This window comes from Kushneria sinocarnis (assembly GCF_003633775.1).
GTDB classification, from domain to species: Bacteria; Pseudomonadota; Gammaproteobacteria; order Pseudomonadales; family Halomonadaceae; genus Kushneria; species Kushneria sinocarnis.
In genome coordinates, this window is sequence record NZ_RBIN01000001.1 from 319,024 (window position 1) to 339,593 (window position 20,570).

Here is a 20,570-nt window from a genome sequence, read left to right on the forward strand (position 1 = left end):
GCCGCCCCCCCCATTCCCTGCTGTGCTTATCCGCTGCCTTCGCCCTTGGTTGAATTGTGGGCCGACCGGCACTGCGCAATATTCGGCAGAAGCCTGAACAAAGGTCAACAAGCCACAGGCTTTCCATTCAGAACAAACTGATTCGGGCCTGATCGGATCAGATCACAGGGAATGCACGCCATGATTGCAAGACGTCTTATCGGTGGAATCGGTTGTACGCTGCTGCCGCTCGCGCTGGCCATGCCGGCATCGTCGTGGGCCGGCGATCAGCAGGGTGACAAGCAGGTCGAGGTGCTCAACTGGTGGACCTCGGGCAGCGAGGCCCAGGCACTGGGCGTGCTCAAGAGTGATCTGGCCGAGCAGGGCATCGGCTGGAAGAACATGCCGGTGGCCGGCGGCGCGGGCACCAATGCCATGGCGGTGCTGCGCTCGCGGGTTACCTCCGGCAACCCGCCAACGGCCGCCCAGGTGCTGGGCTTCGATGCCCGCGACTGGGCGCAGCGCGGGGCGCTGACCTATCTCGATGACGTGGCCCAGTCACAGAGCTGGGGCGAGGTGTTCCCGGCGGCAATCAAGAACTTTGCCCAGCACGAGGGGCACTGGATCGGCGCGCCGTTCGAAGTCCACTCCACCAACTGGGTGTGGGCCAACAAGTCGCTGATGGACGAGCTGGGCATCGAGCAGCCCGAAAGCTGGGATGACTTCATCGCCTCGATGCAAAAGGCGCAGGAGGCCGGCTATCTCGGTCTGGCCTACGGCGGTCAGCCGTGGCAGGACGCCACCGTGTTCGAGAACGTGGTGCTGGCGACCGGCGGGGCGGACTTCTATCGACAGGCCTTCATTGAGCTGGACGAGTCGGCGCTGAACTCGGACACCATGGTGCAGGCGTTCGATCGCATGCGCGAGCTGCTGCAGTACAAGGATGACAACTCGCCGGGGCGCGACTGGAACCTGGCCACCGCCATGGTGATCAACGGCAAGGCGCTCTATCAGATCATGGGCGACTGGGCGAAGGGCGAGTTCATCAACGGTGATCTTCAGCCGGGCCAGGATTTCATGTGCTTCCGCACGCCGGGCACCCAGGAGGCGGTCACCTTCAACAGCGATCTGATGATCATGTTCCAGACCGACAACGAGCAGCAGCGTGAACTGCAGAGCACCATGGCGCGCGCCATTGCCTCGCCCGAGTTCCAGATCGCCTTCAGCCAGGCCAAGGGCTCGGTGCCGGCGCGCATGGATCTCGCCGCCGACCAGCTCGATGCCTGCGCCGCGAAGGGCTATCAGCAGGTCAAGGCCGCAGCCGACCACAATACCCTGATGGGCAGCATGGCCCACGGTTATGCCGCTCAGGCCTCGGTCAAGAACGCGGTATTCGACATCGTCTCTTCCTTCGTCAACAGCAGCATGCCCAGTGATACGGCTGCCGAGCAGCTGGCGATGGCAGTGCAGGGCGCGCAGTCCTGATGCGTCCGGGCCCCGGGCTGCCGGGGCCTCACTGTTCAATCGGAGATCAATGCAATGCCGAATTCGCCCTCCCCCCAGGGTGGCGGGGCACGGGCCCGCATGCAGCGCTGGCTGCCGAAGCTGGTGCTCTCGCCCTCGTTCGTTCTGATCCTGTTCTTCGTCTACGGCTTCATCCTGTGGACGACCTATATCTCCTTCAGCAACTCCGGGATGCTGCCCGACTACAGCTGGGCCGGGCTGCGCCAGTGGTCGCGGCTGTGGAACTCCTGGACCTGGGGGATTGCGCTGCACAACATCTGGATCTTCGGGCTGCTGTATATCGTCAGCTGTATCGTGCTCGGTCTGCTGCTGGCGATCCTGCTTGATCAGCGCATTCGTGCCGAGGGCGCGCTGCGTACCATCTATCTCTACCCCATGGCGCTCTCGTTCATCGTCACCGGTACGGCCTGGCAGTGGTTCCTCAACCCCGGGCTGGGGCTGGAGAAGACGATGCACGAGCTGGGCTGGCAGAGCTTCAGCTTCAACTGGCTGATCGATTCCGGGATGGCGATCTACACCATCGTGATTGCGGCAGTGTGGCAGGCCACCGGCTTCATCATGGCGATGTTCCTGGCGGGACTGCGCGGCATTGACGGCGAGATGATCAAGGCCGCCCAGATCGATGGCGCGCCCGCCTGGAAGATCTATCTGCGCATCATCATTCCGCAGCTGCGCCCGGTATTCTTGAGCGCGGTGGTGGTGCTGGCACACCTGGCGATCAAGAGCTTCGATCTGATCGTGGCGATGACCGGCGGCGGACCCGGCAACTCCACCGCGGTGCCGGCGACCTTCATGTACTCCTACGCCTTCTCGCGCAACGAGATGGGCATTGCCGCTGCCAGTGCGGTGTTCATGCTGGCGGTGATCGCGGCGCTGATCATCCCCTATCTGTATTCCGAGCTGAGGGAGTCCCGTTCATGAGTACCGCACCTCCCACAGCGCGGGCCGGGGTCCTCTCGCGCGCGATTCTCTATGCGATTCTGGCGGTCTTCGCGATCGCCTATCTGATGCCGCTGTACGTCATGCTGACGACCTCGTTCAAGACACTGGACGAGATCCATCAGGGCAACATGCTGGCGCTGCCCGACAACTGGACCATCCAGCCCTGGCTCGAGGCCTGGGGCAGTGCCTGCATCGGGCTCGAATGCAACGGCGTGCACGGCTATTTCTTCAACAGCATCCGGATCGTGGTGCCGGCGGTACTGATCTCGGGGCTGCTAGGCGCGTTCAACGGCTACGTGCTGACCAAGTGGCGCTTTCGCGGTCACCGGATCGTCTTCGGGCTGATCCTGTTCAGCTGTTTCATTCCCTTCCAGATCATCCTGCTGCCGATGGCGCGGGTCCTGGGCATCCTGAACATCGCCAACAGCGTGACCGGGCTGGTACTGGTGCACATCGTCTACGGCATCGGCTTTACCACGCTGTTCTTTCGCAACTACTACGAGACCTTTCCCAACGAACTGATCCGTGCCGCGCAGCTCGACGGCGCCGGCTTCTTCACCATCTTCTTCCGCATCCTGCTGCCGGCGTCCACGCCGATCATCGTGGTCACCATCATCTGGCAGTTCACCAACGTGTGGAACGACTTCCTGTTCGGGGTTTCCTTTGCATCGGGTGACAGCGCGCCGATCACGGTGGCGCTCAACAATCTGGTCAACAGCTCCACCGGCGTGAAGGCCTACAACGTCAACATGGCAGCCGCCATGGTGGCGGCGGTGCCCACGCTGATTGTCTACATCCTGGCGGGCAAGTACTTCCTCCGGGGCCTGATGTCGGGTTCGGTCAAGGGTTGAGAATTACATGAGTTTTCTACACATCAACAACATCCGTAAGCACTTTGGCGAGACGACCGTGCTCAAGGGCATCGATATCGCCATCGAGCAGGGGGATTTTCTGGTGCTGGTGGGGCCGTCGGGCTGTGGCAAGTCGACCCTGCTCAACATGATCGCCGGGCTGGATTCGATCAGCGACGGTGAGCTGCTGCTTAATGGCCGGCGCATCAACGAGGTGCATCCCGCCCAGCGCGATATCGCCATGGTGTTCCAGTCCTATGCGCTCTATCCCAGCATGACGGTGGCAGGCAATATCGGCTTCGGCCTGGAGATGCGCAAGGTACCGAAGCACGAGCGCCGCGAGGCGATCGAGCGGGTAGCGAAGATGCTGCAGATCGAGAACCTGCTCGATCGCAAGCCCGGACAGCTCTCCGGCGGCCAGCGTCAGCGCGTGGCGATGGGGCGGGCGCTGGTGCGCGAACCGCAGCTGTTTCTGTTCGACGAACCGCTCTCCAACCTGGATGCCAAGCTGCGCGTCGACATGCGTACCGAGATCAAGCAGCTCCATCAGCGTCTCGGCGCCACCATCGTCTATGTGACCCACGACCAGATCGAGGCGATGACACTGGCGACCCGGATTGCCGTGATGCGGGCCGGTGAGCTGCAGCAGCTGGGCACCCCCCAGCAGGTGTACGACGATCCCGGCAATCTGTTCGTGGCCGGCTTCATGGGCTCACCGTCGATGAATCTGCTCAATGCCCGCATCGTGATGGTGGATGATGAACCGGTGGCACGGATCGCCGCCGGCGAGGGCACGCTGGAGCTGCCGATCGTACGCGATCGCGAGGCGCTGCGTGGCTGGCAGGATCGGGAGGTGATCATCGGCCTGCGGCCGGAGGCGATCACCGACCCTGCCAGCGCCAACCGGCAGGATGGCGTGATCCACGAGACCTCGCTGACGGTCAGCCTGGTCGAACCGACCGGCGCCGATGTCTATGCCGTCACCCACCTCGGCGGCCGCGACATCAATGCCCGCATGCGCCCCGGCACCCAGCTCTCGCCGGGCGAGCAGACCCGCTTTGCCTTCGACGTCTCGCGCATGGTGGCCTTCGACCCCCAGAGCGAAGAGCGCATTCGCTGAAGTCGCATGACGCCGGCCGGCCGTGAAGCTGCCGGCCGGTCGCTTCTCCCGGCGTCGGGCGTGCTGGCCGCTGCCGATCATGATCGCTCCACTGCTGCTCAAGAAGTCCGGCGCGCTGCCGATACCCGGTCTATTACCTTCTGTTACAAAATCGCCACGGCCGCCGGTGCCGAAGCGGAGAGGGAAACGACATGGATGGTCGAAGAGTGCGTCCGGTGGGAGCATGGCGTTATCTGCTGAGCCTGCTGTTGAGCCTGCTGCCTGTCTCGGCCGGGGCGCAGGCCCTGGCCGGCAATGAGCCCCTGACCGTCAGCGGCTTCGGTACGCTGGGGGTGATCCACAACAGCAGCAGCGAGGCCGCCTTCGTCCGTGACCTCGGCCAGCCGAAGGGGGCAGGGGAGGGCTGGAGTGCGCGAGTGGATACCCTGCTCGGCGGCCAGGTCGACCTGAAGCTGAATGACCGCTTCGATGTCACCCTGCAGGGTATCAGCCGCTATCATCACGAGGGTGATTTCAGCCCCGAACTGACCTGGGCCTTTCTCCGCTATACCCCATCCCCCGGCTGGCAGCTGCGTGCCGGTCGGCTGGGCTGGGATTCCTATCTGTTCTCCGAATCCCGTTATGTCGGCTATGCCTATCCGTGGGTGCGCCCGCCGGTGGATCACTACGGCATCCTGCAGCTGGATTACATCGAGGGTGTCGATGTCACCTACCGCCGGCCGCTGGGCAGCGGACTGGCCTGGGCCAAGCTGTTTGCCGGCCGCTCCACCAGTCATCTCGTGCTGTCGGAAGCGCTGTCCGCCGAAATGGACATCAGCAACCTCTACGGCGGCCATCTCAACTATGCCCTCGGGCCCTGGCAGTTCCGGGCAAGCTATGCGCGCGCGGACAGTGACGCCGACTTTTCCGTGGATCGTGAAGCGTTCGCCCGCAACCCGCGCACGCTGGTGCTCAATACCCTGATCGGCCGGGCCTTCGACTATGGCGCCATCGAGCTCTATTCGCTGGGCATGACTTACGAACAGGGTCGCTGGCAGGTGCAGGCCATGCAGAATCGCAGCACCACCGACAGCGAGGGCGTCATCGATTCGGGCTTTGTCTCGCTCGGCTATCGCACGGGGCAGGCCACGCCCTATGTAATGTTCTCCCGGGTGCGCACCAGCTTTCCCGAGATTCCGGCGGGAGAAAGCTTCCGACAGCGGACCTGGTCGCTCGGCATGCGTTACGACGTGGCCACCAACCTGGCCCTCAAGACCCAGCTCGATCGCGTGCATGTTATCAGGCCCGGGCTGCTCTGGCGGGAGACCGATGCCGACTGGGAGGGCGACCGGATCACCCTGGTCAGTCTCGGGCTGGACTTCATCTTCTAGGGAGAGACAGATGAGCCGGGTACGCCTGCCTGCCATCATGGCGCTGCTTTTGGGCAGCGCCATGGTGCGCGCCGATATTGCCGTGGTGACCCATGACGCCAGCCACGCGGTTCACCTGAGTCGCCACCAGGTCATCAACATCTTCATGGGCCGCTATCGCCAGCTGCCCGATGGCGGGCTGGCACTGCCGATCGATCTTGTCGGTCTCAAGGATCGCTTCTATCGCGCGCTGGTCGATCGGGATCTGGCCGAGATCAACGCCCTGCGGGCGCGCCAGGTCTTTTCCGGTCAGGGGTCGCCCCCCTATCAGGCGGACGCCCCCGAGGAGGTGGCCGCCCTGGTCCTGCAGAACCCGGGGGCGCTGGGGTATGTCGATGCCGCCGGGGTCACCCCGGATCAGCAGATCGTGTTCATGCTGCACGAATAGGTGCCGAGTGCTGTGCTGTTCTTCCTCTCCCGGTTGGGTGGCCGGACGCGGCGCCCCCGTCACGAATCACAACGCCGAAAAGCCAGGTTTACTTAAAGGGGAACGACCCTCCGGCCGAAATTAACGCTGTTACGTTCGATTACATCCAGCCAGGGAGCCGGCTGGAGATCGAAGGGTAATCCACGTGAATGGATAAGGATGGCCGAGGCACGCCCGATGATGACATGCCGATATCTGCTGATCGTTCTGCTGGCCCTGCTGTCCGGGCCGGCGCAGGCGCTGTCCGGCGGTGATCGTTTCAGCGTCAGCGGTTTCGGTACGCTCGCCCTGGCACACAGCAATCTGGACGAGGCCGATTTCGTGCGCGATATCGGTCAGCCGAAGGGCGCCGGCAAGGGCTGGAGTGCCCGCCCCGACTCCCTGCTGGGTGCCCAGCTCGGCATTGAGCTGCAGGAGACGCTGGATGTCGTGGTTCAGGGCATCAGCCGCTACCACGACAGCGGCGATTTCAGCCCCGAGCTGAGCTGGGCCTTTGCGCGCTGGACACCGCAGCCCGGTATCCAGCTGCGCGCCGGCCGACTGGGCTGGGATGTCTACCTGCTCTCCGATTCCCGCTACGTGGGCTACGCCTATCCCTGGGTACGGCCACCGGTGGATCACTTCGGCACCCTGCAGCTGACCCATGTCGACGGCGCTGATATTACCTTCCGGCGGCCGATCGGCAGTGATCTGGTAGCCCTCAAGCTCTATGCCGGCCGTTCCAGCGGTCGCATCTTCATGGGCGAAGGGTTTGCTGCCGATTTCGAGGTGGACCGGGTCTATGGTGGTCACGTCGATTACGAAACCGGCGCCTGGCGCTTTCGTCTCGGTTATACGCAGATGGAAGCCGACGTGGATTTCCGGGGCGCAGTGCCCGACATGATCGCGCATTATTTTCATGTCGATGCCGATCGGCTACTGACCGAGGCGTTCGGTTTCGACCGGTTTCGACGCTACTCGGCCGCGACCGGTTTCGACGCTACTCGGCCGCGGCCGGTTTCCGTCAGGGCCCGATCCAGCTGCAGGCGATGTGGAACACCAGCACCACCAGTGCCGATGGCAGGATCGATTCGGGATTCGTCTCGGCAGGCTATCGCATCGACCGGACCATGCCCTTTGTCATGTTCTCCGGGGTGGATACCTCCGCGCGGGAGGAAGCCGATCCCAGCGGCTTCCGACAGTACACCTGGTCACTGGGGGCCCGCCATGACGTGACCAACCGCATGGCACTCAAGGCGCAGGTTGATCGCATCAATGTTCAGCAGCCGGGCTTTCTGTGGCGGGATATCGACCCCGACTGGCAGGGCGGCTGGGCCACCATGGTCAGCCTCGGGCTGGACTTTGTCTTCTAGGAGCACGGCGATGACCCGGTTTCGTCACTTCATTGCTGCTGCCCTGCTGGTGACCGGTGGCCTGGCGCACGCCGATATTGCCGTGGTGACCAATGCCAACAGCGGCATCGCGCAGATGAGCCGCAGCGATGTGATCAATATCTTCATGGGGCGCTATCGCAAGCTGCCCAACGGTGAGCTGGCCCTGCCGATCGATCTGGCCCCCGTGAAGGCACGCTTCTATCAGGCCCTGGTCGACAAGAACCTGGCCGAGATCAACTCCTGGTGGGCACGACTGGTGTTCTCCGGTCAGGCGTCGCCACCCCATCAGGCCGAAACGACCGCCCAGGCCATTTCGCTGGTCGTGCACAATCCCAGTGCGCTGGGGTATGTCGATACCCATCACCTGACCTCCGAGCTGCATGTCGTGCTCGTCCTGCACGAGTAGCCCGCCATGGCACATCTGATCGAACTCTTCCGAACCCGACTGGCACTGCGTACCGCGGCCATCATCCTGCTGATGGTCGCTCTGCTGGGGGCCGGCTTTCTGGTGCTGGCGGTCGAGATACGCGCCGACAGTGAACAGCGGGCCCAGTACACCCGGATCGAGGAACTGCTCTCCACGGTCGAGCGCACCACCCAGATTGCCTGCTTTCTGGGCGATCGTGAACTGGCCGGCGAGGTGGCCGATGGGCTGCTGGTCAATCGCATCGTGCGCGAGGTGCGCATCATCCGCCAGACGGGCGATGTGCTGGCCGATGCCCGTTCCGAGCAGGGGCGCACCGGGCCGGCGATCAGCCGTGCCGTGTACTCCCCCTTCGAGCAGGCTCAGCCGCTGTGCCGGATCGCGCTGATACCCGATCAGCAGCGCATTGATGACGCGGTGTTCGAGGCCTCGCGCTTTCTCGCCGTGGCGCTGCTGCTGCAGCTGGCCGGCGTGGGCCTCTGCGTGGTGCTGGTGGTGGTGCATTTCGTGACCCGGCCGATCACCGGCATTTCGCACCGCCTGAGCAGGCTGGAGGCCGAAACCGGCCACAAGCTGCAGGCGCCGCGCGGCAATCAGCATGACGAGATCGGGCAGCTGGTCGCCAGCGTCAACGCCATGATCGACCACCTGGTCAGCAGCCTGAGCGAAGAGCGTCGGCTGCGGCTGGAGCGCGAGGTCGAGGAGCGCCGTTATCGCACCATCTTCGATAGCGTGGAAGCCGGCATCTTCGAGCTCGATGGCGAGGGCCGGATCGTGGTGGCCAACCCGGCCTTCCGGCGGCTGTTCCGGCTGGCCGAGGAGTGCGATCCGGTGCGGCGTCGGGTGGCCCTGACCGAGCTGGCCGGCGACGGGGGGCCCAGCATCGAGGAACTGGTCCATCACAGTGAGCCGGGCCGGGCACGGCAGTGGGAGCTGGCGCTGGGCAGCGGAACGCTCAGGCGCTGGATCAGCATCCTGCTGAATCGCCTCGAGGAGGGGCGGCTGCAGGGGGTGGCGCACGATATTACCGAGCGCAAGATGGCGACCGATGCCGCCGAGCGGCTGGCGATAACCGATCCGCTGACCGGGCTGGGCAACCGGCTCGGCATGGAGCGCCGGCTGGCCGTCATTGCGCGTCATCACAGGCTCTATCCCGAGCGACCGCATGCCCTGGTGGTGCTCGACTTCGATCACTTCAAGCACGTCAATGATACCTGGGGGCATCAGGCCGGGGATCGGGTGCTCGAACATGTCGCTGCCCTGCTGACCACACTGGTCGGTCAGCGGGACTATCTGGCCCGGCAGGGTGGCGACGAGTTCGTGATGGTACTCGAGGGGCAGGGGCAGCGTGACCAGGTCGCGGCACTGCTGGCGCGCTTCATCGAACTGCTGGCCGACCCCATCGAGCTGGACGAGGAGGTGCGAATCCGCATGGGCGCGAGTATCGGCGTGGCCATCCTGGGCCTGGACACCGAGGATGTGCAGGAAGCCCTGCACTTCGCGGATCAGGCGATGTACCGTGCCAAGCGCGCCGGACGCAACAACTGGCGGTTTCATCAGACGACCTCCGAGCTGTCCGGCTGACCCTCGGAGGTCGGCTCGCTCAGCTCGAGGGAGCCGGCTTCCGCGACGCTTCGGCGGGGCGCCGGCGACGCTGCAGCAGCACGATCAGCCCCAGTACCAGCAGCGCCGGCAGCCACAGCCACTCCTTGGCGAAGCGTTCGGCAGGCAGGCGCACGGCGGTAATGGTCTGATCGAGATCGAACCCGAGCTCCTTCGCCTGACTGCCCCAGGTGACCATGTCGACCAGGGTGTCGCCATCCTCCTCGCGCAGCATCAGCCCGAGGTTTTCAAGCCGGGCCTGACCGGTATCGCCTGCCACCACCGGCACTTCCACCACGAAGTGGGTCGGCTCGCCGTAGTCATCCATGCCATTCACCGCGATGCGCAGCTGCTGGTTCTCTTCCAGCTGGCCATAGGCCTGGGCCAGCTGGGCCGGCGGCACCTCGTTGTAGGGCGGCACGATCATGTCCTGCCAGAAGCCGGGGCGGAACAGGGTGAAGGCCACCAGCAGCAGCATGATTGTCTCGTACCAGCGGTTGCGGGTGATGAACCAGCCCTGGGTGGCGGCGGCAAAGATCAGCATCGCCAGGGTCGCTACCACGAAGATCAGTATGCCGTGCCAGAGATCGACATTGATCAGCAGCAGATCGGTGTTGAAGATGAACAGAAACGGCAGTGCCGCGGTGCGCAGGCTGTACCAGAACGCCTGGGCGCCGGTCCGGATGGGATCGGCGCCGGAGATGGCGGCGGCCGCGAACGAGGCCAGTCCCACCGGTGGGGTGACATCCGCCATGATGCCGAAATAGAACACGAACAGATGCACGGCAATCAGCGGTACCAGCAGCCCCTGCTGCTGGCCGAGCTGGACGATGACCGGCGCCAGCAGCGCCGAGACCACAATATAGTTGGCCGTGGTGGGCAGCCCCATGCCGAGGATCAGGCTGAGCACCGCGGTCAGCAGCAGCATCAGCAGCAGGCTGCCCATCGAGAGCTGCTCGACCAGATCGGCCAGCACCAGCCCCACGCCGGTCTGGGAGACTGCACCGACGATGATGCCGGCGGTAGCGGTGGCAATGCCGATGCCGACCATGTTGCGGGCCCCGTCGGTCAGGCCCGCCCACAGATCCCGCAGGCCCTCGGCCAGATCGGCGCGCAGGTCGAGGCGGCCGCGGAACAGCGCATCCAGCGGGCGCTGGGTGATCATGATCACCATCATCAGCACGGTCGCCCAGAAGGCCGACAGCCCCGGCGAGAGCCGCTCGACCATCAGACACCACACCAGCACCACCACCGGCAGCAGGAAGTGCAGGCCGACCATTACGGTCGGCCTGGTGCGCGGCAGCACGGTGATGTCGCTGTCCGGGGTGTCATGCTCGAGTTCGGGATACTGCGCGCCCAGCCGGAGCAGGGCGACATAGACCACGGCCAGCACGCCGGCGACCACCCAGGGGGTGGCCCCGCCCAGCGCCGGCTTGAGCCAGCCCAGGCCGTAATAGACCGCCGCACTCAGCGCCATCAGCCCGATCAGGCCGGTCAGGAAACCGGTGATCCGGATCAGCCAGGGGCGCACCGGGTTGCTGCTCTCCAGCCCCTTCATGCCGGCCTTCATGGCCTCCAGGTGGACGATGTAGAGCAGGGCGATGTAGGAGATGACCGCCGGCAGGAAGGCGTGCTTGATGACCTCGACATAGGGAATGCCGACGTACTCCACCATCAAGAAGGCGGCCGCGCCCATTACCGGCGGCATGATCTGACCGTTGACCGAGGAGGCCACCTCCACGGCGCCGGCCTTGGTCGAGGAGAATCCTACCCGCTTCATCAGCGGAATGGTAAAGGTGCCGGTGGTCACGGTGTTGGCGATTGAGGAGCCCGAGATCAGGCCGGTGAGCCCCGAGGCGACCACCGCGGCCTTGGCCGGGCCGCCGCGGTAGTGGCCCAGCAGCGAGAAGGCGACCTTGATGAAATAGTTGCCGGCGCCGGCCTTGTCGAGCAGCGCGCCGAACAGCACGAACAGGAACACGAAGCTGGTGGAGACGCCCAGCGCAATGCCGAACACCCCCTGGGTGGTCAGCCACTGGTGATTGACCAGCGCCTCCGGCCCGACCCCGCGGTGCGCCAGCATGCCCGGCATGTACGGCCCGGCCAGCGAGTAGCCGAGAAAGACCAGCGCCACGATGGTCAGCGGCGGCCCCAGCGAGCGCCGGGTGCCCTCGAGCAGCAGCAGCAGTCCGGCAATCCCGACCACCACATCCTGGGTGATGGGATTGCCCGGGCGGCCGGCCAGCTGATCGTAGAAGAGGTAGATATAGAGTGCGCAGAAGGCGCCGACCAGCGCCATTGCCCAGTCGGTCAGGGGAATGCGGGTCGAGGGCGAGCGTTTGAAGGCCGGATAGGAGAGAAAGGCCAGAAACAGCGCAAACGCCAGATGGACCGAACGCGCCTCGGTGGCGCTGAACACGCCGAAGCCGAGCTGATAGGGCAGTGGCGAGGTGATCCACAGCTGAAACAGCGACCACGCCAGGGCCACGCCCAGCAGCAGGCGGCCACTGAAGCCCTGCAGCTTGCGGCCACCGGTGTCGGCTGCTGCCGCCATCTCCCGGGCGTCGGAACCGGACTCGTCATGACGAGACGCGGGGTTGTTCATGTTCGAACCCTCGATGCTGGTAAAGGGCCCGGCAAGAAAGGGCCCTCATGACGACGTAACGCCCCCGAGGTCATCGGAGGCGTCATGAGGATCATGCGGATGACCGGCCCGGCGGCCGGTCATCCGGGGCTCACCGGGACTGCTGCTCGTCGAGCCAGCCCTGCTCCTGGAAGTAGCGCTTCGCGCCTTCGTGCAGGGGCGCCGACAGCCCTTCGCTGATCATTGTCTGCGGCTTTAGATTGCCGAAGGCCGGATGCAGCTTCCTGAAGCGATCGAAGTTGTCGAACACGGCGCTGGTGGCGGCGTAGACCAGCTCCGGGCTGACCTTTTCGGAGCTGACCAGGGTAGCCCCGACCCCGAAGGTCTTCACGTCATCCGGATTGCCCTTGTACATGCCGCCGGGCACGGTATAAAAGCTGTAATAGGGATTGCTCTCGACCAGTTTCTGGATCGCCGGCCCATCCAGCGGAATGATGCGGGCGTTGGTGGTGGTCGCCGCTTCCTGGATCGAGCCGTTGGGATGGCCCGCCACGAAGATCATGGCATCGATGTTGTTGTCGGCCAGCGCGGAAGCCTGTTCGGCACTGTCGAGCTCGGAGGCCAGCGCGAAGTCGTCGGTGCTCCAGCCCTTGGCCTCCATGATCACTTCCATGGTGGCACGGTTGCCGGAGCCGGGGTTGCCGATGTTGACGCGCTTGCCCTTGAGGTCATCCAGCGTCTCGATGCCGGAATCGGCGCGTGCCACCAGGGTGGCCGGCTCGCCATGCAGGGCGAACACCGAGCGCAGATCCTGGTGGGCATTGCCCTTGAACTGGCCTTCGCCGTTATAGGCGTTGTACTGCACGTCGGACTGGGCCACGCCCAGATCCAGATCGCCGTTCTCGATGCCGTTGACGTTGGCCACCGAGGCGCCGGTGGAGGGGGCGTTGCACTTGTAGCCGCTGTCGCCCTGGTTGACGAAGCGACAGATCGACTGACCGACCACGTAGTAGACGCCGGTCTGGCCGCCGGTGCCGATGGTCATGAACTGGTTGTCGGCGGCCCGGGCAGCGCCCGAGGAGGCCGCGAGCGCGCCCAGTGTCATGACGGTCGCCGACAGCAGCGCGGTAAGGGTCTGGCGTTTGATCATGTGAGGATCCCTTGTTGTCCCTTGTAATAAGCAGCTGGCGACAAGTTACTGCCCCCGGGGTGATGCTGCAAAACGACCCTGGTCGCATATTAAGTTTCACAAAAGCCTGTTGCCGGCAGCCGGCTACACCAGATCGCGCGGGATCCGCTCGTCCCAGCTCTGGGCATGTAGCCGGGTCTCGCCCTCATAGGCATCCAGGGTGGCGCGTATCCTGAAGTGCTCCGGATCGGAGGTCATCAGGGTGCGGGCGATCGTGGTCACGCGCCAGTCGCCCCGCTGAAAGTGACGGACCCACTCGGTCCAGCCCTCGACACTGTCGTAGTCGCCGTAGGCGTAGCCGTAGCGTTCGGTGACCCGGGCGGCAATCTCCATGCCGGTATCATCGAAGCGGTAGCGCCCCTCGTCATTGATGATCTCCAGGGTGGTGCGGTCGTTGGCCAGATCGCGCAGTACCTGCCAGGCCTCGTGGCCGGACTGCAGCACCGTGGTCGGCAGCGGAGGCGCGGCTTCCGGCGCTTCGAACGCGGGCAGGGCTGCCTCCTCCGCCGGGCGGGGCTCGCGAAACGGCAGCAGCAGCCGGCACTGGTCCGGATAAAGCGTCAGCCGTACCGGCCGGGGTGCCGGCCAGGCGAGCGGCCAGTAGCTGGTGGAGACCGACACCCGGATACAGTGGCCGATCGGGAACTGCTGGGCGATGTGCTTGAGCGGCACCCGCACCCGGTAGCGCTGGCCGGGCACCAGCGGCTCGGGGTGCTCGTCGCTGTCGCGATGGGTGAGGTTGAGCAGCCCGTAGGAGACCCGCGTGGCCTTGTCGTCGGGATTGATGTCGACCAGGCGTACCGCCACCATCGCGATCGGCTCATCGGCGGCCAGTTCGAGTTCGAGTACCGGCTGCCCGCAGATCTCGATGGTCCGGCTCAGCGCGGCCGTCTGGAAGACCAGCGAGCCGCCATCCTCCTCGCGCTGATCGTGGGGCAGATCGGGCGGCGCATTGTAGGAGCACCACTTGCCGGCGTAGAGGCCGACCGACAGCGAGGAGCGGATCGTCAGCGGAATCGAGCCCTCGTCGCGACCGAGATGCCGGCCGCTGGCATCGACCTCGACCGACTCGGGGATCAGGTCATGTCCGCTGGTCAGCCGGAAGCTCTGCAGCTCGATATGGGGCGACGGCCAGCTCGGCTCCGCTACCCAGCGGCCGGGACGGACATCGTAGCGGGTCGAGGGCGGCACCGATTCCTGCATCCAGACCCGCAGCATGGGCTCGTCCATGATGCCGGTATCGATCCCCTTGAGCCAGTAGTCCCACCAGCGCAACGACTCCTGCAGAAAGCCGATCGCCGGACCGGGAATGCCGAGATGAGGGTACTTGTGCGCCCACGGGCCCACCAGCCCCCTGCGCGGGCCTTGCAGTCCTGCCAGCAGGCGGAAGACGGCATTGCAGTAGCCGTCGGCCCAGCCGCTGATGGCGTAGACCGGACAGCGGATGCGCGAGTAATCCTCGCCGACCGAACCGTGCTTCCAGTAGTCGTCGCGGCGCTGGTGACGCAGCCACTTCGCCAGCCACAGCCCGCTGCCTTGCAGCCGCTCCTGCCACATCTCGCGCCAGCGGCTGCCGACCAGCGCCGGGTCCGGCGGGCAGGCATTGCCATCGAACATGGTCGAGGCCCAGGAGAGGTTGTCGCCCAGCAGGCAGCCGCCCATGTGATGCACGTCGTCGGCATAGCGGTCATCGGTGGAGCACAGCGTGATCACCGCCTTGAGCTCGGGCGGCTGCAGGGCCGCAATCTGCAGGCCATTGAAGCCGCCCCAGGAGATGCCCACCATGCCGACATCGCCGCTGCACCAGGGCTGCTCGCCCAGCCAGCGCAGGATCTCCACGCCGTCATCGAGCTCCTGCTGCAGGTACTCGTCAAGCAGCACGCCGTCGGATTCACCGGTGCCGCGAATGTCCACGCGCACCCCGGCATAGCCGTGGCCGGCCCACCAGCGGTGTGTCCCGGCATCGCGCTGGGCGGTCAGGTCGCGCTTGCGATAGGGGAGATATTCCAGGATCGCCGGTACCGGCTGCGTTTCGGCATCCACCGGCCGCCAGATGCGAATGGCCAGCCGGCAGCCATCGGCCAGTTCGACCCAGCTCTCTTCTTCCAGTACCCGACAGGGCAGATCGTGCGCGATGCGCATGCGGCAGTGCTCCCGTGATTCGGCGTGGCCCGCGGAGTGACATCCGATTCAGCCGATGATGTCGGTGAATTCGAACGTCAGGCGTTCGGCAAGCTGCGCATAGTTGTTTTCCAGTGCTTCATCGCTGTCGGCGCCCATCCAGATATAGGCCAGTGCATAGCTGTAGCTGTCCTGCTCCGGCAGCGTCGAGAGCTGCTGGCCGGGCTCGACCTGCAGTTCGATGAAGGTGCCGGGGAACGTCTGCTCGAGCGCCTTGAGCTCCTGATCGGTGGGCACCCGGGTCACCCGGGCATCGACGAAGAATACCCGGTAGAAGAACTTGCCGGCCACCCTGAATCCGCCCTCGCGATGCGGCATGTCGGGTCGGCGTCCGAGGGCAAGATCGACGGTGACCTGCTGATGACTGACGCCATCGACCTTGGCGAACAGATCGCAGTGCGACTGGGAGATGCGGGTATTGATCTCCAGCAGCCAGACGCGGTTCTGGATCTCGTCCCAGAAGAACTCGATGTTGAAGGCGGCATTGTCATAGCCGATGTGCGTCATGATCGTCTGCGTCAGGTCGCGCATGCGCGCCTGGATGTGCTCCGGCAGGCGCGAGGGATAGTGATAGCGGAAAAAGCTCAGTACCTGCGGGTAGCGGATCGAGTCGACAATGCCGTAGGGCACCACCTCGCCTTCGAAGACATAGCCCTCCACCGTGCACTGCCAGCCACCGATGATCTCCTCGGCCATGCAGTAGCCGCCATCCACGGCGCGCACCTCTTCGGGCAGCCTGGCCTGCTCGAGGATGAAGTTGAACGGTTCGGAGATCAGCCCGATCTCGTTACGCAGCCGGCCGATGGCCAGCTGGAAATCCTCGGGGCTGTCGATGCGAAACCCCAGCCGCGAGCCGGAGGACTTGATCGGCTTGACGAAGAAGGGGAAGTAGAGCCCGGCTGCGCCGATCTTCGCCAGGGCGTCGTCATCGAACGGGTCGAAGGCGGTGAAGCGCGGGATGTAGTTGCCGATCACCTCGCGCTGCACCAGCCGGCTCCAGTACTTGTGCTCGCAGCGCAGCAGGCTCTCCAGGCTGGTGGTGCGGGTACCGAAGCGCTGGCAGAGAATCGGCAGCATGGTGGACACCGGGAAATCCATGTAGCCGATGATGGCATCGATCGGTTCGTCGAATGCGCTCAGCGTCTCGCCGGCGCGGCGGACCATGTCCTCCAGGGGAAAGACCTCGGTGTCATAGATCTCTTCGGGGGCAATGAGCCCATGGATGCGGTGCGCTTCGGCACCCCGCAGCTGCTGCAGTCGCTGCCGGTTCAGGTCGTTGAGACCGACGACGAAGATGTTGTTCCGGGACATGAAAGGTCTCCGACTCACTGACTGAGTGGATGACCTCCGGCCGGCCAGGGGCACCGGACCTCGGGTCGCAGGGGCACTGCATGAGCTGAAGCATAGCCGACCCGGACGTGTCGGGAGCCGGCAGGCAGCAGAACTTTGGTGGCAGGTCCGGCGGGGGTCGCCTGAAACCATGGTTTCCATTACGATTGCAGGGAAACAAAAGTAACAGGTCCGCTGATCATGTCCGCTGATGCCTTCAACCCGCCCTCCCGTCTGCTGATGGGGCCCGGGCCGATCAATGCCGACCCGCGTGTGCTGCGTGCCATGTCGGCGCCCCTGATCGGCCAGTTCGACCCTGCCATGACCGCCTGCATGAACGACACCCAGGCGCTCTATCGCCGGGTCTTCGAGACCGCCAACGAGGCCACCCTGCTGATCGATGGCACCTCGCGTGCCGGCATCGAGGCCGTGCTGGTCTCGCTGATCGAACCCGGCGACCGGGTGCTGGTGCCGAGCTTCGGCCGCTTCGGCCAGCTGCTGCGTGAAATCGCCGAGCGTGCCGGCGGCGAGGTGCACGTGATCGAGGCCGAGTGGGGCGAGGTGTTCACGCCCGAGCGGATCGAGGCCGCCATTCGCGAGGTGCGCCCGAAGCTGCTGGCACTGGTGCAGGGCGACACCTCGACCACCATGTGTCAGCCGCTGGCCGACATCGGCGCCATCTGCCGCGCCCATGACGTGCTGTTCTACAGCGATGCCACGGCCTCGCTGGCGGGCAATCCGCTGCCGGTGGACGAGTGGCAGCTCGATGCCGTCACGGCCGGGCTGCAGAAGTGCCTGGCCGGGCCCTCCGGCAGTGCGCCGACCACGCTCTCGAAGCGCGCCGTGGACTGCATCCGGGGGCGCGCTCATGTCGAGGCCGGCCTGCAGGGCGCCACCCATGCGGCCGGTGGCGGCAGCCGCATCCGCTCCAACTACTTCGATCTGGCGATGATTCTCGACTACTGGGGCGAGGCCCGCCTCAACCACCATACCGAGGCTACCAGCATGCTATACGCGGCCCGCGAGTGTGCCCGGCTGCTGGTCGAGGAGGGCATGCCGCAGGCGGTGGCCCGTCACGCCCTGCACGGTCGGGCGTTGGTCGAGGGGGTCAGGGCGCTGGGCCTGCAGCCCTTCGGCGATCAGCGTCACCGCATGCACAACGTGGTCGGGGTGTACATTCCCGAAGGGGTCGATGGTGAAGCGCTGCGCCGCACCCTGCTTGAAGACTACGCCATCGAGATCGGCACCTCGTTCGGACCGCTGCACGGTCGCATCTGGCGCATCGGTACCATGGGCTACAATGCCCGCCGTGATACCGTGATGACGACCCTGGCGGCACTGGAGCAGACACTGCACCAGGCCGGTGTCCGCCCGGTGGCCGGCAGTGGCGTGGGCGCTGCCCGGGAAGTCTATGCAGACCAACAGGATCGGACGGGAGAGAGCTGATGCATGACGGGGCGGCGATCATGGCGGCCTGCGAGGCGCTGGCGGAGATTTCGGCCGATGACGAGCGGCTGGTGCGCTGCTATCTGACAGCCGAGCACGCCCGTGCCAATGCGCTGGTTGCGCAGTGGATGCAGGCGGCCGGCATGCGCACCTGGCAGGACAGTGTCGGCAGCCAGTGGGGGCGTTACGAGGGCCGGGACCCGGACGCGCCGGCACTGGTACTGGGCTCTCATCTGGATACCGTGATCGATGCCGGCCGCTTTGACGGCATGCTGGGCGTGCTGCTGGGTATCGCGACAGTAGCGCGGTTGCACGCTGCGGGGGAGCGGCTCAACCGGCCGATCGAGGTGGTGGCCTTCGGCGACGAGGAGGGCACCCGCTTCGGCACGGCGCTGTTCGGCAGTCGGGCGATGGCCGGGCACTGGGACGAGCGCTGGTGGCAGCTTGCCGACAGTGACGGCATCACGCTCGAACAGGCCTTTCGCGAGTTCGGCCTCGATCCGGCCCGGGTCCACGAGGCGGCCCGCGATCCGGCCACGCTGGCCGGCTATCTCGAGGTGCACATCGAACAGGGGCCGGTGCTCGAGGCCGAGCGTCGGCCGCTGGGCGTGGTGACCGGCATCGCCGGGGCGCGCCGTTTCGACATCACCCTCCAGGGCCAGGCCGGTCACGCCGGGACCACACCGTTCGAGCTGCGTCGCGATGCGCTGGCGGGCGCCGCGGAAGCGATCCTCGCGATCGAGACGCTGGCCCGTGCCGCCGGCGTGGTGGCCACCGTGGGGCAGCTGGAAACCCGCCCCGGTGCCGTCAACGTGATTCCCGGCGCGGTTCACATGAGCCTCGATATTCGTGCCGAACACGACGAGGATCGTGATCGCACCCTGGAGGCGATCCGCAATACCTGTGACAGCATCGGCGAAACGCGCGGTCTCGCCTGGCAGTGGCAGGAGACCCACGCTGCCCCGGCGGTGGCCTGCTCCGAGCACCTGACCGAAGCGCTGGCCGAGGCGATCGCCACCGCGGACGAACCGGCCATCCGGCTGCCCAGTGGCGCCGGTCATGATGGCATGGCGGTGGCGGGTGTCACCGGTATCGGCATGCTGTTCGTGCGCTGTCGCGGTGGCGTCAGTCACCATCCCGATGAGTCGGTGCAGGTCGGCGATGTCGATGCCGCGCTGGATGCCCTGAGCGATGCCGTGCGCCGCCTGGACAGCACCCCCGTGCCGACGGCCTGACATTCCCGTGAACCACCACCGGGGCGATGAACGTTGCCATCACCCCGGTGGCCCTGAAGATCCGCCAGCTCATGACCCAGCATCTCGGCCAGCGACTGCGTCAGCAGTTCGATCAGCTCACCCCGCACGAGCGCAGGGTGGCAGGTTTCATTCTCGATCATTTCGATGACTTCGCCGTCTACAGCGCGGCCGAACTGGCACGTCTTTCCGGCGTCTCGAAGGCCACCGTCAGCCGGCTGTTCCGCCGGCTCGGCTTTGCCAGCTTCCAGGAAGTGCGCCAGCACGCCCGTGAACTGAGACATCATGGCGTGCCGCTGGTCACCGATCGCAGCGCACTGGGCAACGGGCTGGAACGCTTCCAGCGTCACTTCGAGCGGGAGCGCGACAACCTGCACCGGCTGCTGGAAGCGATCGATGCCGACACCTTCGACGCCATCGTGGCCCGGCTGGATGAGGCGCCCGAGGTGGTGATCGTCGGTTATCGCAACGGCTACCCGGTGGCGCTGCATCTGCGTCAGCAGCTCATTCAGGCGCGCGACCGGGTGCGCCTGGCGCCCCAGCCCGGCCAGCCGCTGAGCGAGGAGATTACCGATCTGGCCCCCGGTACGCTGGTGATCGTGATGGGCTTCCGGCGCCGCGCCCGGGGTTTCGAGGCCCTGATGGCGCGGCTCGCCGAACAGGACGCGGCCTGCCTGCTGATCGGCGATCCCACGCTGGCGGCCAGTGCGGTCAAACCGACCTGGCAGCTCGAATGTCCGCTGGACAGCATCTCGGCATTCGACAGCTATACCGCGGCCATGAGTCTGGTCAACCTGCTCGCCAATCATCTGCTGCACCGCCGCCTGCAGAGCGGCCGCGCCCGCATCGACGAGATCAGCGCCGGCTACACCGTGCTCGACGAGCTGGACTGACAGCGGGTCGTTTCACTGTCCGTTCCACCTTCAGATAACAAGGA

17 protein-coding genes are annotated in these 20,570 nt (G+C 65.5%); 13 read left to right on the forward strand and 4 right to left on the reverse strand.

Annotated features, from left to right (window positions below; genetic code table 11):
• Window positions 1–180 precede the first annotated feature (180 nt).
• The 10 genes from C7446_RS01470 to C7446_RS01510 all read left to right on the forward strand — a co-directional run bounded on the left by C7446_RS01470 (window position 181) and on the right by C7446_RS01510 (window position 9,633).
• Window positions 181–1,464: an ABC transporter substrate-binding protein gene (locus C7446_RS01470; RefSeq protein ID WP_170149966.1), complete on the forward strand. Its 1,284-nt coding sequence runs from the start codon at window positions 181–183 to the stop codon at window positions 1,462–1,464.
• A gap of 54 nt (window positions 1,465–1,518) precedes the next feature.
• On the forward strand, window positions 1,519–2,424 hold the full coding sequence (locus C7446_RS01475) for a carbohydrate ABC transporter permease (RefSeq protein WP_121170590.1): 906 nt from the start codon (window positions 1,519–1,521) through the stop codon (window positions 2,422–2,424).
• A complete protein-coding gene (locus tag C7446_RS01480; RefSeq protein ID WP_121170592.1) occupies window positions 2,421–3,296 on the forward strand; it encodes a carbohydrate ABC transporter permease in 876 nt (291 codons plus the stop codon). The genes C7446_RS01475 and C7446_RS01480 overlap by 4 nt, the downstream gene beginning before the upstream one ends.
• Before the next feature lie 7 nt (window positions 3,297–3,303).
• Entirely contained in the window at window positions 3,304–4,416 is a 1,113-nt protein-coding gene (locus C7446_RS01485) for an ABC transporter ATP-binding protein (RefSeq protein ID WP_121170594.1), read from the forward strand.
• Window positions 4,417–4,607: 191 nt separating this feature from the next.
• Window positions 4,608–5,786: a porin gene (locus C7446_RS01490; protein ID WP_121170596.1), complete on the forward strand. Its 1,179-nt coding sequence runs from the start codon at window positions 4,608–4,610 to the stop codon at window positions 5,784–5,786.
• 10 nt (window positions 5,787–5,796) lie between these two features.
• Window positions 5,797–6,213 (forward strand): type 2 periplasmic-binding domain-containing protein, encoded by a 417-nt coding sequence (locus tag C7446_RS01495; protein WP_121170598.1) that lies wholly within the window; start codon window positions 5,797–5,799, stop codon window positions 6,211–6,213.
• A gap of 216 nt (window positions 6,214–6,429) precedes the next feature.
• A complete protein-coding gene (locus tag C7446_RS01500; protein WP_147408711.1) occupies window positions 6,430–7,467 on the forward strand; it encodes a hypothetical protein in 1,038 nt (345 codons plus the stop codon).
• Between the two features lie 8 nt (window positions 7,468–7,475).
• Window positions 7,476–7,604, forward strand: coding sequence for a hypothetical protein (locus C7446_RS16750; protein ID WP_281272317.1), 129 nt, complete (start codon window positions 7,476–7,478; stop codon window positions 7,602–7,604).
• Between the two features lie 10 nt (window positions 7,605–7,614).
• Window positions 7,615–8,031 (forward strand): hypothetical protein, encoded by a 417-nt coding sequence (locus tag C7446_RS01505; RefSeq protein WP_121170602.1) that lies wholly within the window; start codon window positions 7,615–7,617, stop codon window positions 8,029–8,031.
• Between the two features lie 6 nt (window positions 8,032–8,037).
• The gene (locus tag C7446_RS01510; protein WP_121170604.1) at window positions 8,038–9,633 is read left to right on the forward strand and encodes a diguanylate cyclase domain-containing protein; all 1,596 of its coding nucleotides are present in this window, start codon (window positions 8,038–8,040) and stop codon (window positions 9,631–9,633) included.
• A 19-nt stretch (window positions 9,634–9,652) separates the two neighbouring features.
• On the opposite strand, the gene C7446_RS01515 is transcribed toward C7446_RS01510, so the two are convergent.
• The 4 genes from C7446_RS01515 to C7446_RS01530 form a co-directional block, all read right to left on the reverse strand.
• On the reverse strand, window positions 9,653–12,256 hold the full coding sequence (locus C7446_RS01515) for a TRAP transporter permease (protein ID WP_121170606.1): 2,604 nt from the start codon (window positions 12,254–12,256) through the stop codon (window positions 9,653–9,655).
• Between the two features lie 130 nt (window positions 12,257–12,386).
• The gene (locus C7446_RS01520; RefSeq protein WP_121170608.1) at window positions 12,387–13,385 is read right to left on the reverse strand and encodes a TAXI family TRAP transporter solute-binding subunit; all 999 of its coding nucleotides are present in this window, start codon (window positions 13,383–13,385) and stop codon (window positions 12,387–12,389) included.
• A gap of 123 nt (window positions 13,386–13,508) precedes the next feature.
• Window positions 13,509–15,566 carry a CocE/NonD family hydrolase gene (locus C7446_RS01525; RefSeq protein ID WP_121170609.1) on the reverse strand — a complete coding sequence of 686 codons (2,058 nt, stop codon included), beginning with the start codon at window positions 15,564–15,566 and terminating at the stop codon, window positions 13,509–13,511.
• 48 nt (window positions 15,567–15,614) lie between these two features.
• Window positions 15,615–16,916 carry an ATP-grasp domain-containing protein gene (locus C7446_RS01530; protein ID WP_121170610.1) on the reverse strand — a complete coding sequence of 434 codons (1,302 nt, stop codon included), beginning with the start codon at window positions 16,914–16,916 and terminating at the stop codon, window positions 15,615–15,617.
• 219 nt (window positions 16,917–17,135) lie between these two features.
• On the opposite strand from C7446_RS01530, the gene C7446_RS01535 reads away from it, so the two are divergent.
• Genes C7446_RS01535 through C7446_RS01545 form a run of 3 tightly spaced genes read left to right on the forward strand, consistent with a single transcriptional unit; the run spans window position 17,136 to window position 20,526 of the window.
• Entirely contained in the window at window positions 17,136–18,380 is a 1,245-nt protein-coding gene (locus C7446_RS01535) for a pyridoxal-phosphate-dependent aminotransferase family protein (protein WP_121170611.1), read from the forward strand.
• The gene (locus C7446_RS01540; RefSeq protein WP_121170612.1) at window positions 18,380–19,615 is read left to right on the forward strand and encodes an allantoate amidohydrolase; all 1,236 of its coding nucleotides are present in this window, start codon (window positions 18,380–18,382) and stop codon (window positions 19,613–19,615) included. The genes C7446_RS01535 and C7446_RS01540 overlap by 1 nt, the downstream gene beginning before the upstream one ends.
• Before the next feature lie 26 nt (window positions 19,616–19,641).
• Window positions 19,642–20,526: a MurR/RpiR family transcriptional regulator gene (locus C7446_RS01545; protein ID WP_245977595.1), complete on the forward strand. Its 885-nt coding sequence runs from the start codon at window positions 19,642–19,644 to the stop codon at window positions 20,524–20,526.
• Window positions 20,527–20,570 lie beyond the last annotated feature (44 nt).